This window comes from Winogradskyella sp. HaHa_3_26 (assembly GCF_019278425.1).
Taxonomy (GTDB): Bacteria; Bacteroidota; Bacteroidia; order Flavobacteriales; family Flavobacteriaceae; genus Winogradskyella; species Winogradskyella undariae.
In genome coordinates this window covers 2,774,864-2,790,734 of record NZ_CP058981.1, presented here as the reverse complement: position 1 = coordinate 2,790,734, position 15,871 = coordinate 2,774,864, and the positions used below count along the sequence as shown (strand labels likewise).

12 protein-coding genes are annotated in these 15,871 nt (G+C 32.2%); 3 read left to right on the top strand and 9 right to left on the bottom strand.

The genetic code is table 11. From position 1 onward, the window contains the following. Positions 1-386 precede the first annotated feature (386 nt). The 8 genes from secDF to asnB all read right to left on the bottom strand — a co-directional run bounded on the left by secDF (position 387) and on the right by asnB (position 11,911). The gene (secDF, locus tag H0I32_RS12035; RefSeq protein WP_179313696.1) at positions 387-3,434 is read right to left on the bottom strand and encodes a protein translocase subunit SecDF; all 3,048 of its coding nucleotides are present in this window, start codon (positions 3,432-3,434) and stop codon (positions 387-389) included. Between the two features lie 174 nt (positions 3,435-3,608). Beyond that, positions 3,609-4,223, bottom strand: a complete 615-nt coding sequence (locus H0I32_RS12030; RefSeq protein WP_179313695.1) for a hypothetical protein — start codon at positions 4,221-4,223, stop codon at positions 3,609-3,611. A 74-nt stretch (positions 4,224-4,297) separates the two neighbouring features. Next, on the bottom strand, positions 4,298-4,954 hold the full coding sequence (locus H0I32_RS12025; protein WP_179313694.1) for a hypothetical protein: 657 nt from the start codon (positions 4,952-4,954) through the stop codon (positions 4,298-4,300). Between the two features lie 92 nt (positions 4,955-5,046). Next, a complete protein-coding gene (mdh, locus tag H0I32_RS12020; protein WP_173587915.1) occupies positions 5,047-5,973 on the bottom strand; it encodes a malate dehydrogenase in 927 nt (308 codons plus the stop codon). Positions 5,974-6,278: 305 nt separating this feature from the next. Next, a complete protein-coding gene (gene gyrB, locus H0I32_RS12015; protein ID WP_173587914.1) occupies positions 6,279-8,228 on the bottom strand; it encodes a DNA topoisomerase (ATP-hydrolyzing) subunit B in 1,950 nt (649 codons plus the stop codon). A 361-nt stretch (positions 8,229-8,589) separates the two neighbouring features. Further along, entirely contained in the window at positions 8,590-9,456 is an 867-nt protein-coding gene (locus tag H0I32_RS12010; RefSeq protein ID WP_173587913.1) for a pirin family protein, read from the bottom strand. 83 nt (positions 9,457-9,539) lie between these two features. After that, positions 9,540-10,136 (bottom strand): Crp/Fnr family transcriptional regulator, encoded by a 597-nt coding sequence (locus H0I32_RS12005; RefSeq protein ID WP_179313693.1) that lies wholly within the window; start codon positions 10,134-10,136, stop codon positions 9,540-9,542. A gap of 101 nt (positions 10,137-10,237) precedes the next feature. Beyond that, the gene (gene asnB, locus H0I32_RS12000; protein WP_179313692.1) at positions 10,238-11,911 is read right to left on the bottom strand and encodes an asparagine synthase B; all 1,674 of its coding nucleotides are present in this window, start codon (positions 11,909-11,911) and stop codon (positions 10,238-10,240) included. A 271-nt stretch (positions 11,912-12,182) separates the two neighbouring features. Here asnB and H0I32_RS11995 point away from each other — a divergent pair, with 271 nt between their 5' ends. Further along, positions 12,183-12,773, top strand: coding sequence for a DUF2911 domain-containing protein (locus H0I32_RS11995; RefSeq protein WP_173587910.1), 591 nt, complete (start codon positions 12,183-12,185; stop codon positions 12,771-12,773). Between the two features lie 113 nt (positions 12,774-12,886). After that, a complete protein-coding gene (locus H0I32_RS11990; RefSeq protein ID WP_179313691.1) occupies positions 12,887-13,423 on the top strand; it encodes a DUF2911 domain-containing protein in 537 nt (178 codons plus the stop codon). Between the two features lie 102 nt (positions 13,424-13,525). Here the strand turns inward: H0I32_RS11990 and H0I32_RS11985 are convergent, their stop codons facing one another. Continuing rightward, positions 13,526-14,158: a 7-carboxy-7-deazaguanine synthase QueE gene (locus H0I32_RS11985; protein ID WP_173587908.1), complete on the bottom strand. Its 633-nt coding sequence runs from the start codon at positions 14,156-14,158 to the stop codon at positions 13,526-13,528. 183 nt (positions 14,159-14,341) lie between these two features. Here H0I32_RS11985 and H0I32_RS11980 point away from each other — a divergent pair, with 183 nt between their 5' ends. Beyond that, the gene (locus H0I32_RS11980; RefSeq protein ID WP_179313690.1) at positions 14,342-15,871 is read left to right on the top strand and encodes a helicase HerA-like domain-containing protein; all 1,530 of its coding nucleotides are present in this window, start codon (positions 14,342-14,344) and stop codon (positions 15,869-15,871) included.

Genomic DNA, 15,871 nt, shown 5'->3' with positions numbered 1-15,871 from the left:
TAAAATTAAAATCCCAGGTTAAATATTAATCTGGGATTTTTTTATTTTAAATTTCATACTCTTACTACTTAAATCCTCAAATAGATATATAAGTTTTAGAAACTGGTTAATTACAAAACTAAACTAGTCAACCTTTTAAATAAGTCAATTACTGACACTGTTAAGTCTTAAATAAAAAATATTCTATAAGAGGACACAACTATAAAATAGCTCCTTAAAACAAACTCTAATTCAATCTTAAATAGAGATTTCTTACTCTGACACTAATCAGAATAAACGCACATTCAATAACACCAATATCCTCTTTTAAGCAAAAAAAATGCCCTTCAATTACGAAGGGCATTTTAGATTCTAAACGAAATTCAGAATACTTATGTTATAAAGACTTAAGCTTCCTCAGCTTCTTCTTTAGCTTTATTCTTAAGCGCTTCTGTAGCACTACCTTTTCTAGCAGTATCGTACATAATTGGTGTTGCAATAAACACTGAAGAATATGTACCGACAATAACACCTACGATTAATGCAAATAATAAATCTTTAAGTGAATCTGCTCCAAATAAGAACATCGCTAATAACACTACTAAAGTTGTTAAAGATGTATTTAACGTTCTACTGATAGTACTGTTTATAGAACGGTTAATTGTTTCACCAAATTCCCATCCAAGATTATCATTAAAGTATTCTCTAATTCTATCAAATACAACAACGGTATCATTCAGTGAATAACCAATTACGGTTAAGATCGCTGCAATAAATGTTTGATCGATTTCCATGCTAAAAGGCATAAATCTCCAAGTTATTGAGTAGATCCCTAATACAATTAATACATCATGGAATACAGCCGAAACTGCACCAAGAGAGAATTGCCATTTCTTAAATCTTAATAAGATATATAAGAAAACCACTACTAAAGATCCTAAAATAGCCCAAATAGATGATTTCTTAATATCATCTGCAATTGTAGGACTCACTTTACTTGATAACATTTTACCAATTTTCTTATCACCTGAACCATCTAAGAACTCAGCATAAGTCATACCATCTGGAAGGTATTTTCTAAGTGTTTCAAACAACATAGACTGTACTTCTTCATCAGCTTCTGTAGAGCTATCTTCTACTTTATATTTCGTAGATATTTTTAATTGGTTTTGTCCACCAATAGTTTTTACCTCAGCACTTTCAAATACTTCATGAAGATCAGCTTTCACTTCTTCAACACTCATATCTCTATCAAAACGCACTTGGTAAGTTCTTCCTCCAACAAAATCAATACCTTGATCTAATCCTGTAGTGAAAAGAGAACCTAAACTCGCTAAAATTAATGCTCCAGAAATAATGTAAGCAATTTTACGTTTTTTCAAGAATTGAACATTTAAGTTCTTAAACAAGTTTTTAGTTAAACCCGTAGAGAAATCTAATTTACCACCTCTGTTAACATACCAGTCTACTAATAAACGTGTAATGAAAATCGCAGTAAATAAAGATGTTAAAATACCAATAATTAATGTTGTAGCGAAACCTTTAATTGGACCTGTACCAAATACAAATAAAATTAAAGCTGTTAAACCTGTTGTAATGTTAGCATCTAAAATTGAAGATAATGCATTAGAAAAACCATCTTTAATAGCTTCTTTTTGTGTTTTACCTTTTGCAATTTCTTCTTTTATCCTTTCAAAAATAAGTACGTTAGCATCAACAGACATCCCTATGGTTAATACAATACCAGCAATACCAGGTAACGTTAATACTGCTCCTAAACTTGCTAACACACCAAAGATTAATAAGATGTTTAGTAATAAAGCGATATCTGCAAATCCACCAGATTTTCCGTAGTAAAAAATCATCCAAAGTAATACAAACGCTAAAGCGATAATAAAAGATTGCATTCCGCTATCAATAGCTTCTTGACCTAAAGATGGCCCAACCTCATCTGCTTGTACAATTTGAGCAGAAGCCGGTAATTTACCAGCTCTTAAAACGTTTGCTAAATCGACTGCTTCAGCTAAAGTAAATGAACCTGAAATCTGAGATCTACCTCCTGCAATTGCTCCAGTAGAAACACTTGGTGCAGAATACACTGTGTTATCTAATACAATAGCAATATTACCTTGAGTTTCATAAGCTTTTTTAGTCATTTCTTCCCAAATCTTAGAACCTCTAGCATCCATTTGCATACTAACTGCAGGTCTACTTACTTGGTCATAATCTTGAGTTGCATCTGTAATAACAGCACCACTTAATTCTGGTTCACCATCTCTATTTCCTTTAATAGCATATAATTCAGAAAATTCAGAATCTTCATTTTGAAGTCCCCAAACAAATCTTACATAACGCATATCAGCAGATAAAGACGCTCTATGTTTAGACGAATTTAATTCTGCCATTACTCTTTCTTTATCTTTAGATAAGAACATAGCAACTACAGAACCACCGTTTCCGTATCCCTGAATTCCTAAAGGATTAACATCTGCTACATTTGTAGAATCTGTTTCAATCTGCCCTGTTAATTCATCAATAGCATCTGCTGTACCTTCATCTTCAGTTTCTGTTGCTTCTGCAACTTCTTCTTTAGGTTCTGCTTTTTTATTAGCTTCTACTAATTTTTGGTTAACCTCTAATAAATAAGGAACAACTTCTGCTGTTTTATACGTTTCCCAAAACTGTAATTGCGCTGTTTTAGTAACTAAATCTTTAACACGCTCAATATCTTTAGCTCCTGGTAATTCTAATAAAATACGACCAGAATTACCTAAACGTTGAATGTTTGGAGATGTTACACCAAATTTATCGATACGTTTACGTAATACTTCAAATGCAGAAATGATTGACTCATCGATTTTTGTTTCAATGATACTTTTAACTTCGTTATCTGACATGTCAAATTTAATCTCATCACTTAACGTACGATTAGCAAAAATATCTGGTGAAGCTAATTTAGTATCTCCTTTAATAGCATCAAAAGCCGTAAAGAAAGATTGTAAATAAGAATCTTGTGAATCTTTTTGTAATTCTTCAGCATCATCTAAAGCTTTGTTGAAAATTGGATCTTTACTATTATCAGATAATCCTTTTAAGATATCTCTTACTGAAATTTGAAGAATAACGTTAATACCACCTTTAAGGTCTAAACCAAGATTCATGGCATTGTTTTCAACTTCAGTATAAGAATACTGAGCGATACCTAAATTATAAACTTCAATAGGCTCAAAGTTATCACCTACTTTAATTTTTGAAGTTTTTAAAGAATCTAAGTAACGAAGTTCTTCTACGTTTCTTTTAGATTGGTAATCTGGTTCTGTGTCAGCATATTTTGCAATTGCTGCTGCTTCTGCTGTATCTTCTATTTGTCCGGCTTTGAAAGTAAATGATAATTGATAAATACTGACTAAACCAAATAAAATCGCAAAAAGCTTAATTATTCCTTTGTTTTGCATTGTGTGTTTTATTTAATTTCTATTATTAACTAATTTCAATTTTTATTGAAACTAGCGCGCAAATATATAGCTTACACCATAATTCGCAATGTTTTTTTAATAAATTGATTTTACGCTTTTGATTGATAAAAGCTTTATGAAGTAATAAGGAATTATTTTAGATTATTTAATTCCTTATGAAGTAATTGGGCCAGCTCTGACTTCAGGAATGATATAGGAAACTATATCAATAATAGCAGTTAAGTCTTTACGATTAACCTCTAAAATTTCAGTTTCAAAATTATAAAGTATATTTTGATTTTGAAACCCTGAATTGTTAGTCTTAAAATAAGATAAACGATCTGTTTTTTGATTAAGTTCTAGAACCTGTATTACATTAAAATCCCAATCAGTACTACTGCTAGTCTTTATTTCTGAAATATCAATTTGATAATCCTTATAAAATTTTGAATTTGGAAGATGATCTGGTTTCTCTTGAGAAGAGCTGTATCCGATGCTTAATTCTTCAATATTAAAAAGTACATGCTGAATATATTCTATATCAGTATCACTATGATATGTAATTCGAAGTTTACCTTGATTATTTTCTCCTACTTGAATATGAGAAACACCTATATTTTGTAAGTTATTCTGAATCTCAGCTATAGCACTTTCAGCATTTTCTATAGAAATCTCTTTATCCGAGAACTGAATTACAATTTGCTGATTAGGAACTGTGTATTGCTCTACAAACGTTCCTAAAAACGCCAAGAGTACAGCTAATATGCCAAAATGTAATTTGGTTTTCACACGCCAAATATAGACAAAAAAAAGACTGTATTTCTACAGCCTCTTCTTAAATTTTTAACTAAATAGAATATTAATTACATTCCTTCCATTTTAGTATAACCTGCAGCAGGTGTTAAGCTTACTTTATCATCAGAAACAGTTTCTTTCTTAATTTCAATGATCTCTGATGTCACTTCTATATTTGCTCCCATCTGGTTCATTTTCATAACAAAATAAAGAGGAAACCCTTCTACTTTATCTCCCATTGCTGTTGTATTTTGACTCACAGCTGAAATTTTGTCTGTAGTAAACATTTCCATTTTTACATCTTGACCGTTTTGTTTCATACTAATCATATACTGTTGGCATAGGTAACCTAATACTGTTTTAGTTTCAGTTCCTTTTGTAACAGTTACTGATTTTAGATCTTCTTCAGTTGGTTGAAAAGATTGTAATACATACTTCTTTCCCATTCCTGGCCTATCCATCATCATTAACATTTGCTTATCTGCAGCATCCATAATAATAACCATATCACCAGTCATAGGACTACTTGTTTCACTACGTGACTTTTCACCCTTAAAATAAGTTTTAGCCATTGTTTCTCCTATAGCTTTAAGCTGTGAATTCATTTGTTCATTATCACTAAACATTGTTTGCTTTGCGATAAGAATACCTTCGTTTATTTTTTCTTGAGCAATAGCACCAATACTTAAGGTTAATGCTAAACTTAATAATAGTAATTTTTTCATTCTTTTATTTTGTTTAATTTTTTTTTATGGAAAAAACCTTACCAATAAAATATCGGTAAGGTTTTTATAAATTAATTATTTTTTATAATGGTCTATAATTCTAATAATCCATTAGTTTTCTTAACACCTTCTGCACTTGCTTTCATGTGTTCTTTTTCTGCATCACTTAAAGATACATCAACTATTTTTTCAATACCATTTTTACCTAAAACAACTGGTACACCGATACAAAGATCACTTAAACCATATTCACCATCTAATAATGTAGAACAAGGGTAAATTTTCTTTTGGTCGCAAGCAATAGCTTGTACTAATCCACTTACTGCTGCTCCTGGCGCATACCAAGCTGAAGTTCCTAATAATTTAGTTAATGTTGCTCCACCAACTTTAGTATCTTCTGCTACTTGTGTTAAACGTTCTTCTGATAAAAACTCAGATACTTTAATACTATTTCTTGTTGCATGAGAGATTAATGGTACCATACCGGTATCACTATGTCCACCAATTACCATTCCGTCTACATCACTGATAGGCGCTTCTAAAGCTTCAGCTAATCTGTATTTGAAACGAGCAGAATCTAAAGCTCCACCCATACCAATAATTCTATGTTTAGGTAAACCTGTAGTTTTATGAACTAAATAAGTCATTGTATCCATTGGGTTACTAACAACTATAATGATTGTATTAGGAGAATGCTTTACTAAATTTGAAGATACTGTTTTAACAATACCTGCGTTAATTCCAATTAATTCTTCACGTGTCATTCCTGGCTTACGAGGAATACCTGAAGTAATAACACAAATATCACTATCTGCTGTTTTAGAATAATCGTTTGTACTCCCTGTTACTTTAGTATCGAATCCGTTTAAAGAAGCACACTGCATTAAATCCATTGCTTTACCTTCTGCATAACCTTCTTTAATATCTAAGATTACTACTTCTGAAGCAAAATTCTTAATTGCGATATACTCTGCACAACTTGCTCCTACGGCACCTGCACCAACTACTGTTACTTTCATGTTTATTATATTTTAATGTGAAACTAAGTGTTATAATTTACCGTAAATTTACGAATAATATTACTGTTAGAGAAGAAGCTTAAGGGTAAATATCTCCCTTTTTTAAAAAAAATACAAGACTTAAAGAGTGTACAAAAAAGAAAATTTAAATATCACAATATCATTATAAATTTAATAAAAACACAACTCTATATTAATCTTACACAAACTCCTCAATAGATTAAATAACAACAAAATATATCACAAAAAAAGCAGCCACATAATTATGTAGCTGCTTTAAAATTTAATAATATAAGCTTAATTAATTATGCATCAATATTTGCATAAATAGCATTCTTTTCTATAAATTCTCTACGTGGCGGAACCTCATCACCCATTAACATTGAGAACACACGGTCTGCCTCTATTCCATTTTCAATTTGAACAATACGCATCGTTCTAAATTCTGGATTCATAGTGGTATCCCAAAGTTGTTCTGCATTCATTTCCCCAAGACCTTTATAACGCTGAATTTTTGAATTTTCACCAAATTCTCTTACAATACCATCACGCTCTTGATCTGACCAAGCATATTGCTTTTTAGCTCCTTTTTTAACTAAGTATAATGGTGGAGTTGCGATATAAATATGTCCGTTTTCTACTAATTCTTTCATATATCTAAAGAAGAACGTTAAGATAAGTGTAGCAATGTGACTACCATCAATATCGGCATCACACATAATAACTACTTTATGGTATCTTAATTTTGAAAGATTTAAAGCTTTACTATCTTCTTCCGTTCCGATGGTAACACCAAGTGCCGTAAAGATATTCTTAATTTCTTCATTTTCAAAAACCTTATGTGTCATGGCTTTTTCAACGTTAAGAATCTTACCTCTTAATGGTAAAATGGCTTGAAAAGCTCTATCACGACCTTGTTTAGCCGTACCACCTGCCGAATCTCCCTCGACAAGGAATACTTCACATTTAGAAGGATCTTGCTCAGAACAATCTGATAGTTTCCCAGGTAAACCACCAATACTCATAACGGTTTTACGCTGTACCATTTCACGAGCTTTTTGAGCTGCATGACGTGCTTGTGCTGCTAAAATTACTTTTTGAACAATGATCTTAGCATCTTCTGGATGTTCTTCTAAATAATCCGTTAACATTTCTGAAACTGATTGACTAACAGCTGCAGAAACCTCACGGTTACCTAATTTAGTTTTTGTTTGCCCCTCAAATTGTGGTTCTTGTACTTTTACCGAAATAATAGCAGTTAATCCTTCTCGGAAATCATCACCAGCAATATCAAACTTTAATTTGTCTAACATTCCAGATTCATCTGCATACTTTTTAAGGGTATGTGTTAAACCACGACGGAAACCAGAAAGGTGAGTACCACCTTCATGGGTATTAATATTATTTACATAAGAGTGTAAATTTTCTGCGTATGATGTATTATAAATCATAGCAACCTCTACAGGAACTCCATTTTTTTCACCTTCAAAAGAAATAACATCTTTCATTAAAGGTTCTCTTGTTTCATCTAAAAATTTGATAAATTCTTTAAGACCTTCTTCTGAATGAAAAGTTTCGCCTTCAAATTCACCATCTTCTTTTACACTACGCTTGTCAATTAAGTGAATTGTAATTCCTTTATTTAAGTAAGCTAATTCACGTAAACGACTCGCTAAAGTATCGTAACTATAATCTAAAGTTTGTGTGAAAATTGTAGGATCTGGCTTAAACGTAACAATTGTACCTCTTTTATCAGTTTCACCAACCTTTTTTACAGGATACATGGCTTTACCTCTTTCGTACTCTTGCTCCCAGATTTCACCTTTTCTGTAAACAGTCGCTTTTAAATGCTCTGATAATGCGTTAACACAACTTACACCAACACCGTGAAGTCCTCCAGAAACTTTATAAGAATCTTTATCGAATTTACCACCTGCACCAATTTTAGTCATTACAACCTCTAGAGCAGAGACACCTTCTTTTTTGTGTAAATCTACAGGAATACCACGACCATCATCTTCTGTAGTAATCGAGTTATCTTCATTTATAGTAACACTAATATTGTCACAATGACCAGCTAAAGCTTCATCAATTGAGTTATCTACAACCTCATATACTAAATGGTGTAAACCTCTCACACCTACATCTCCAATGTACATGGAAGGACGCATACGCACATGCTCCATCCCTTCAAGAGCTTGGATGCTATCTGCGGAATAATTATCCTTGTTAAATTCTTCTCTTTTCTCGCTCATTATTTTGAATACGTTTTAATTCGATTTATGGCATAAAAAAATGACACGTGTGTATCATTTTTGAATACTAACAAATATAAGGATTTAAAAACGCATTTCAAAAGCTTTTTAACGACTCTAAACAATAATCATCATTATTTTCAATTATCACGAAAATGTCTTAAATCGCTTGAAAAGTAGATTAAATCGGATTTCAATGTTTTCAATTCAACATGTAATCTTAAAAAATAAAAAGATGGCTCAGAAGCTTTATTTTGAACCTTATTATTTTATTCATTTAATGCTTTTTCTTCTAAAACAAAGCGTAAATTTAAAATGAAGACTAAACAACTTACTCCTTAGGTCTTGATAATTAATTACACTATTCTAAATACCCAAACTTGCCTGTATTAAAATCTTGAAAAGCTTCTACAAGTTCTTCTTGTGTATTCATTACAAATGGACCGTGAGCTGCAATAGGTTCATTAATTGGTTCTCCGCTTAATACTAAAATAATAACATCAGTTAAGGTTTCTACTGTAAAAGTTTCACCGTCCGAACTAAATAATACAAAGTGATCTGCTAACACTTCTTCGCCATTAACCGTGGCGCTTCCTTCAACCATTAATAATGAAGTTGTATAATGTTTTGGAAACGTTAATTGTGTTTTTGTACCTTTCTTCAATTTTAAATTGAACATATTCATTGGCGAAAATGTAGATGCTGGTCCTACAACTCCTTCATATGAACCTGCGATGACCTCAACTTTACCTGCTTCATTTGGCAAAATCACTTTTTTTATTTCTGCATTAGAAATCGCTTGATATTTTGGCGGACTCATTTTATCCTTAGCCGGAAGATTCACCCATAATTGAACCATTTGAAATTCTCCACCTGTTTTACTCCATTCGGTTTCATGAAATTCTTTATGTAATACTCCTGATGCCGCAGTCATCCATTGTACATCTCCTTCACCAATTACACCTCCACCTCCTGCACTATCTCCATGTTCTACACGACCTTTGTAAGCAATAGTAACCGTTTCGAATCCGCGATGTGGATGTACACCAACTCCTTTTGGCTTATCTGTTGCTGGAAAATTATATTTTGAATTATAATCTAGCATAATAAAAGGATCCATACGCTTCATAGTTGAAGTTCCTGGAATAAAATTATGTACTCTAAATCCATCACCTACAAAATGAGGTGTTCCTGGTTTTATTATCTTTTCTATAGTTCTTAGCTTCATCGTACTTTACATATTTATTACTGTAAAATTAATAGAACAATAAAGCCTAAGCATTGACCTATGATAAGTAGTTAAAGCCTGAATTAATACGGTTTAAAGTTCTCTTTAGATAAAGCTTTACGAACACGACTTAAGCTTTCGGGTGTTATTCCTAAATAAGAGGCGATCATCCATTGTGGTACGCGCAACATAATATCGGGGTACATATTTACAAAATACAGATAACGCTCTCGAGCTGTAGCGCCTAGTAATTGACTTATCCTTTTATATAAATGTCTAATATGATTTTGTAATAGTTTTTCGTTTTCCTTTCTAAAATGAGCATTAACACTTGCTACTTTATTCACAAAATCTTCATCTAACAAAACCGTCACGACATCTTCTATTGCATCTATATAATATGTAGAAGGTTCTTGAAAAAACACACTTCCACGATCGCTAACAATCCAACTTTCTGTAGCAAACTGAAGTATATTTTCCTTTCCTTCTTCATTTAAAGCATAGAATCTTAAAACACCTTGTTCTACAAAAAAGGAATAATTACAAACCACACCTTGTTTAAGTAAAAATTCGCCTTTAGAAATCTTCTTTATTTTTATAAAGGGTTCAATTTCTAAAAATTCAGCTTCAGATAATCCTCCTTTTTCAATAAGGTATTTCTTAAAATTAGGTAATAACATAGTTTCATTTAAAGTTATGAATTTACAATATTACTAGACATAAAAAAAGACCAATCTTTTAATTAGATTGGTCTTTACTATAAAAATTATTTTTCTTGAAATTATGCTTTCACATAAGAATCTGAATGCACTTTAGCGACTGCTCTACCAGAAGGATCATTCATGTTTTTAAATGCTTCATCCCATTCTAAAGCTGTTGCTGTACTACAAGCTACACTTGCTTCTTGCGGTACACTTAATGCCGCAGCATCACTAGGAAAATGACCTTCGAAAATAGTTCTGTAATAATACTCTTCTTTGTTTAAAGGCGTATTAATTGGAAAACGGAATTTAGCATTTTCTATTTGCTCATCTGTAACTTCTTTATCAACTAATTCCTTTAAAGTATCAATCCAACTGTAACCAACTCCATCAGAAAATTGTTCTTTCTGTCTCCAAGCTACACTTTCTGGAATCATATCTTCAAATGCCTTACGTACTACCCATTTCTCCATGCGTTCTCCGTTAATCATTTTATCTTGTGGATTGATGCGCATAGCGACATCCATAAATTCTTTATCTAAAAATGGAACACGACCTTCAATTCCCCAAGCTGCTAAACTTTTGTTAGCTCTTAAACAATCGTACATGTGTAATTTATCTAATTTACGCACGGTTTCTTCATGAAACTCTCTAGCATCTGGTGCTTTATGAAAGTATAAATACCCACCAAATAATTCATCTGCTCCTTCACCAGACAATACCATTTTGATCCCCATAGATTTAATAACTCTCGCCATTAAATACATTGGTGTAGACGAACGAATCGTCGTAATATCGTAAGTTTCGATGTTATAAATAACATCTTTAATAGCATCTAATCCTTCTTGGATGGTGAATTTAATTTCATGATGAACCGTACCAATATGATCTGCTACTTTCTTAGCCGCAGCTAAATCTGGCGAACCTTCTAACCCAACAGCAAAAGAATGTAATTGTGGATACCAAGCTTCTGAAACATCATCACTTTCAACACGTTTTTGAGAATATTTTTTTGCAATTGCAGATACTACTGAAGAATCTAAACCTCCAGATAATAATACACCATAAGGCACATCACTCATTAATTGTCTATGCACAGCAGCTTCTAACGCTTCTTTTACTTCAGCAATACTTGTTTCGTTATCTTTTACAGCATCATATTCTGCCCAATCTCTTTTATACCATTTTACAAATTCTCCATCTTTGCTAGACATATAATGTCCTGGAGGAAATAATTCAATTTTAGTACAAACACCTTCTAAAGCTTTTAATTCTGAAGCCACATAAAAAGTTCCACTTTTATCCCATCCTATATATAAAGGAATAATTCCCATATGATCTCGAGCAATAAAATACTCATCTTTCTCAGCATCATAGATCGCGAAACCAAAAATACCGTTCATCTCATCTACAAAGTCTGCACCTTTTTCTTGATATAAAGCTAAGATGACTTCACAATCACTTTCTGTTTGAAAATCGTACTTACCTTCAAATTGCTTTCTTAACTCTCTATGGTTATAGATTTCTCCGTTTGCTGCTAAAATTAACTTCTTATCAGGACTTAACAATGGTTGTTTTCCTGAAGCAGGATCTACAATTGCTAAACGCTCATGCGCCATAATCACTTTATCGTCACTATATATTCCGCTCCAATCTGGACCGCGATGACGAATTGATTTAGCCATTTCTAATACCTGAGGTCTTAAGTCATCAGTTTTTTGTTTTATATCGAACGCACATACTATTCCGCACATAACTTTTATATTTTTTGAATTAGGCTTGAATTATAATAAGCCGTTTAATTATTAATTATAGTACAAATATGAACACAAACTTTCATATTAAAAACATAAATAGCAATAATGGTTATAATATGTAACTTTTAAAAACAAATACATAGTAATATAAAATCAACATGACAAAAAATTCATAGATTAACTATTAATCTGTAAATTTTAATAGATCATTACGACTTACGACACATATAATATTCTAATTTAATCAAACAAAAATTTAATTCTATTTATGAAAACCTCAAAATTATTAACTACTATTAGTCTAACATTCGTAATGCTTATCTCGTTAAATGTTAGTGCTCAAGAATTTGACCAAATGGACAATAGCACAATGGATCGTGCTTACTATCCTTCAAACGCTCCAAAAAGAACATTTGAAAAAAGTGATGAAGCTAAAAAACAAGCTGAACCACAAATTAGAGTCACTTACTCTAGACCGGCTAAAAAAGGAAGAGAAGTTTTTGGTAAACTTTTAAAATTTGGAAAAGCATGGAGAGTTGGCGCTAATGAATCTACAGAAATATTATTTGTTAATGATGTTATGTTTGGAGGAAAAGAAATTAAAGCGGGACGTTACAGCGTTATTATCATTCCTACAGAAAACGAATGGACTCTTAAATTAAATACAGGATTAGACGGTTGGGGTAATTACGGTTACGATGAAACTAAAGATATTGCAAGCGTATCAGTACCTGTAACAAAAAGCGATAAGGAAATTGAAAATTTATCTATAGCATTATACAAAACTGCTAAAAATACTGTGAGCTTAAAAATTGGATGGGATACTACAATTGCTGAATTTCCTATTACTCTAAAATAAGATACCTATTACACATTTTAAACTTTAACATCCATTTGGCATATTTAATATAATATTAAGAACAATGGGTTTTATCTTTATCGAATTCACAACCAAAAAAAATTGATTTTATTATGAAAACATCAAAATTATTAACAACCATTTCTTTTGCATTTATGATGCTTATTTCTTTTAATGCTGAAGCACAAAAATTTAGTGGTTTAGACAAAAGTCCTTTAGACGTAGCTTCTTTTGGAAGAGGTGGTGACCAATTAATTAAAGTATATTACGGTAGACCACAACTTAAAGGAAGAACTGTAAAAGAATTAACTCAAAAAGATAAAGTATGGAGAACAGGTGCTAACGAAGCAACTGAACTTATTCTTTTTACTGACATGAAACTGGGTGGAAAAACAGTTAAAGCTGGTACTTATTCATTGTTTACAATTCCTGGAGATAAAGAATGGACTGTTATTGTAAGTTCGGATGTAAATAACTGGGGAGCTTCTGGATATAAAAAAGACAACACTGTAGCAAGCATCACGGTTCCTGTAACAGAAGGAAAAGAATCTTTAGAAGCGCTTTCTATTGCTTTTGATAAATCTGATGACGGTGTACATATGTTTATCGGTTGGGGTACAACTAGAGTTGCAGTACCTTTTACAAAATAAAAAGCTAGAAACTAGAAACTAGAAACTAGAAACTAGAAAAATAAAAAGTTCCGATTATATTAATTTATAATCGGAACTTTTTTATTCTGTCTATTTAGTATTCTAAGGAATATTTAAATATTTATGTGTCTGTAATGATACTTTCCACTTAGGATTAGCCATTACATAATCTACTATTTTAGGAATTACCTTATCACGCTTACTCCATTCTGGTTGAAGATATAAGATACAATTATCATTAACCTTAGCCGCTTCTTCTTCAGCAAACTTAAAATCGTCATTATTATATATAATACATTTAAGCTCGTGTGCTTTTTCGTAAACCTCCTTAGTAGGTAATTTCATTTTCTTAGGAGATAAACAAATCCAATCCCACTCTCCTGTTAACTTATAAGCACCAGAAGTTTCAATATGTGTTTGTACACCTTTAGCTTTTAATTGTGCTGTTAAAGGCCCCATGTCCCAAGTCAATGGTTCACCACCAGTAACAATAATAGTATTACTGTGTTTTACAGCATTCTCTACTATCTTTTCTGTTGGCGTAGGCGGATGTAATTCTGCCAACCAACTTTCCTTAACGTCGCACCAATGGCAACCGACATCGCAACCACCAATTCTTACAAAATATGCTGCTGTTCCTTTATGAAACCCTTCGCCTTGAATTGTATAAAACTCTTCCATCAAAGGCAGTAATAAGCCTTTATCTATTAACTCTTGTCGTTCTCTTCTTGTCATAAGACCGCAAAGATAGTTATTTAGTTTTCAGTCTCTATATCTGTTTGCTGTAAACTATTGCTAAAATTCAATATTTACATGTTCAAAAATACATCTTCACACTATAAGCTTCTCTAATTATGAGGTTGAAAACTATTTCATACGTAACTTAATTACATTATTTTTATACAAATTTTCTGATCAATGAACAATTCTGAAGCTTTCGTAAAAGAAATTAACGAAGGAAACACCTGTAAAGGTGACTATATTACACTAGGTTCTGCCATGTTAGATGGTAAAACGATGACCAATACCTTTGTAAATGTTCCTTTAAAAACCATGAACAGACATGGACTTATTGCAGGAGCAACAGGAACCGGAAAAACAAAAACATTACAAGTTTTAGCTGAAAACCTTTCAGAAAAAGGAGTTCCGGTTTTACTAATGGATATTAAAGGGGATTTAAGTGGATTAGCAAAACCAAGCCCCGGTCATCCTAAAATAAATGAACGTCACGAACAAATTGGTTTACCTTTTGAACCAAAAGCATTCCCTGTTGAAATGCTAACACTATCCGAACAAGATGGGGTACGTTTAAGAGCAACTATTAGCGAATTTGGTCCTGTTTTAATTTCTAGAATCTTAGACGTTACCGAAACACAAGCTGGAATAATATCAGTTATTTTTAAGTATTGTGACGATAATCATTTACCATTATTAGATCTTAAGGATTTTAAGAAAATTCTTCAATACGCCACTAATGAAGGAAAAGAAGAATTCCAGGAAGCCTATGGCCGTATTTCAACAGCTTCGACAGGAGCAATTCTCAGGAAACTTATTGAAATAGAACAACAAGGTGGGGATTTATTCTTTGGAGAAAAATCTTTTGATACAGATGATTTATTACGAATTGATGACAATGGTCGTGGTTACATAAATATTCTTAGATTAACGGATATACAAGATAAGCCCAAGTTATTTTCGACATTTATGTTGAGTTTATTGGCTGAAATTTATTCTACTTTCCCAGAACAAGGTGATACTGGAAGACCAGAGTTAATCATCTTTATTGACGAAGCACATTTAATTTTCGATGAAGCTTCTGGAGCCTTACTCAATCAGATTGAAAGTATGGTAAAACTGATCCGCAGTAAAGGTATTGGTTTATATTTTGTAACTCAAAACCCAACAGATGTCCCAGAAGAAGTTTTAGGACAATTGGGATTAAAAATTCAACATGCCTTAAGAGCATTTACAGCAAAAGACCGAAAAGCGATAAAACTAACTGCTCAAAATTATCCTGATTCTGAATATTATGATACTGCAGAAATGCTAACTTCTTTAGGAATTGGTGAAGCTTTAGTATCTGCTTTAGATGAAAAAGGAAAACCAACACCATTGGCAGCAACCATGCTACGCGCACCAATGAGCCGAATGGATATTTTAACAGAAACAGAACTCAGCAGCTTAATATCGCAATCGCAACTCGCAAAAAAATATAATGAAGAGATTGATCGTGAAAGTGCTTACGAAATGTTGAATAAAAAAATTAAACAAGCTGAAGCCGAAGAATTAAAACAAAAAGCTAAAAAAGAAAAAGAAGATTTAAAACGCGCCGAAAGCAAAAGAACCACAAGAAGACAAAGCACACGTATGAATCCTTTAATAAAGGTTTTAACAAGTGCTACAGTTATCCGAGGAGTTCTAGGAATTTTAAGTAAAATGATTAAATAA

Excerpts from the sequence above, each read along its gene's own strand:
- secDF (WP_179313696.1), bottom strand. The coding sequence starts at position 3,434 with ATGCAAAACAAAGGAATAATTAAGCTTTTTGCGATTTTATTTGGTTTA.
- H0I32_RS12025 (WP_179313694.1), bottom strand. The coding sequence starts at position 4,954 with ATGAAAAAATTACTATTATTAAGTTTAGCATTAACCTTAAGTATTGGT.
- mdh (WP_173587915.1), bottom strand. The coding sequence starts at position 5,973 with ATGAAAGTAACAGTAGTTGGTGCAGGTGCCGTAGGAGCAAGTTGTGCA.
- gyrB (WP_173587914.1), bottom strand. The coding sequence starts at position 8,228 with ATGAGCGAGAAAAGAGAAGAATTTAACAAGGATAATTATTCCGCAGAT.
- H0I32_RS12010 (WP_173587913.1), bottom strand. The coding sequence starts at position 9,456 with ATGAAGCTAAGAACTATAGAAAAGATAATAAAACCAGGAACACCTCAT.
- H0I32_RS12005 (WP_179313693.1), bottom strand. The coding sequence starts at position 10,136 with ATGTTATTACCTAATTTTAAGAAATACCTTATTGAAAAAGGAGGATTA.
- asnB (WP_179313692.1), bottom strand. The coding sequence starts at position 11,911 with ATGTGCGGAATAGTATGTGCGTTCGATATAAAACAAAAAACTGATGAC.
- H0I32_RS11995 (WP_173587910.1), top strand. The coding sequence starts at position 12,183 with ATGAAAACCTCAAAATTATTAACTACTATTAGTCTAACATTCGTAATG.
- H0I32_RS11990 (WP_179313691.1), top strand. The coding sequence starts at position 12,887 with ATGAAAACATCAAAATTATTAACAACCATTTCTTTTGCATTTATGATG.
- H0I32_RS11985 (WP_173587908.1), bottom strand. The coding sequence starts at position 14,158 with ATGACAAGAAGAGAACGACAAGAGTTAATAGATAAAGGCTTATTACTG.
- H0I32_RS11980 (WP_179313690.1), top strand. The coding sequence starts at position 14,342 with ATGAACAATTCTGAAGCTTTCGTAAAAGAAATTAACGAAGGAAACACC.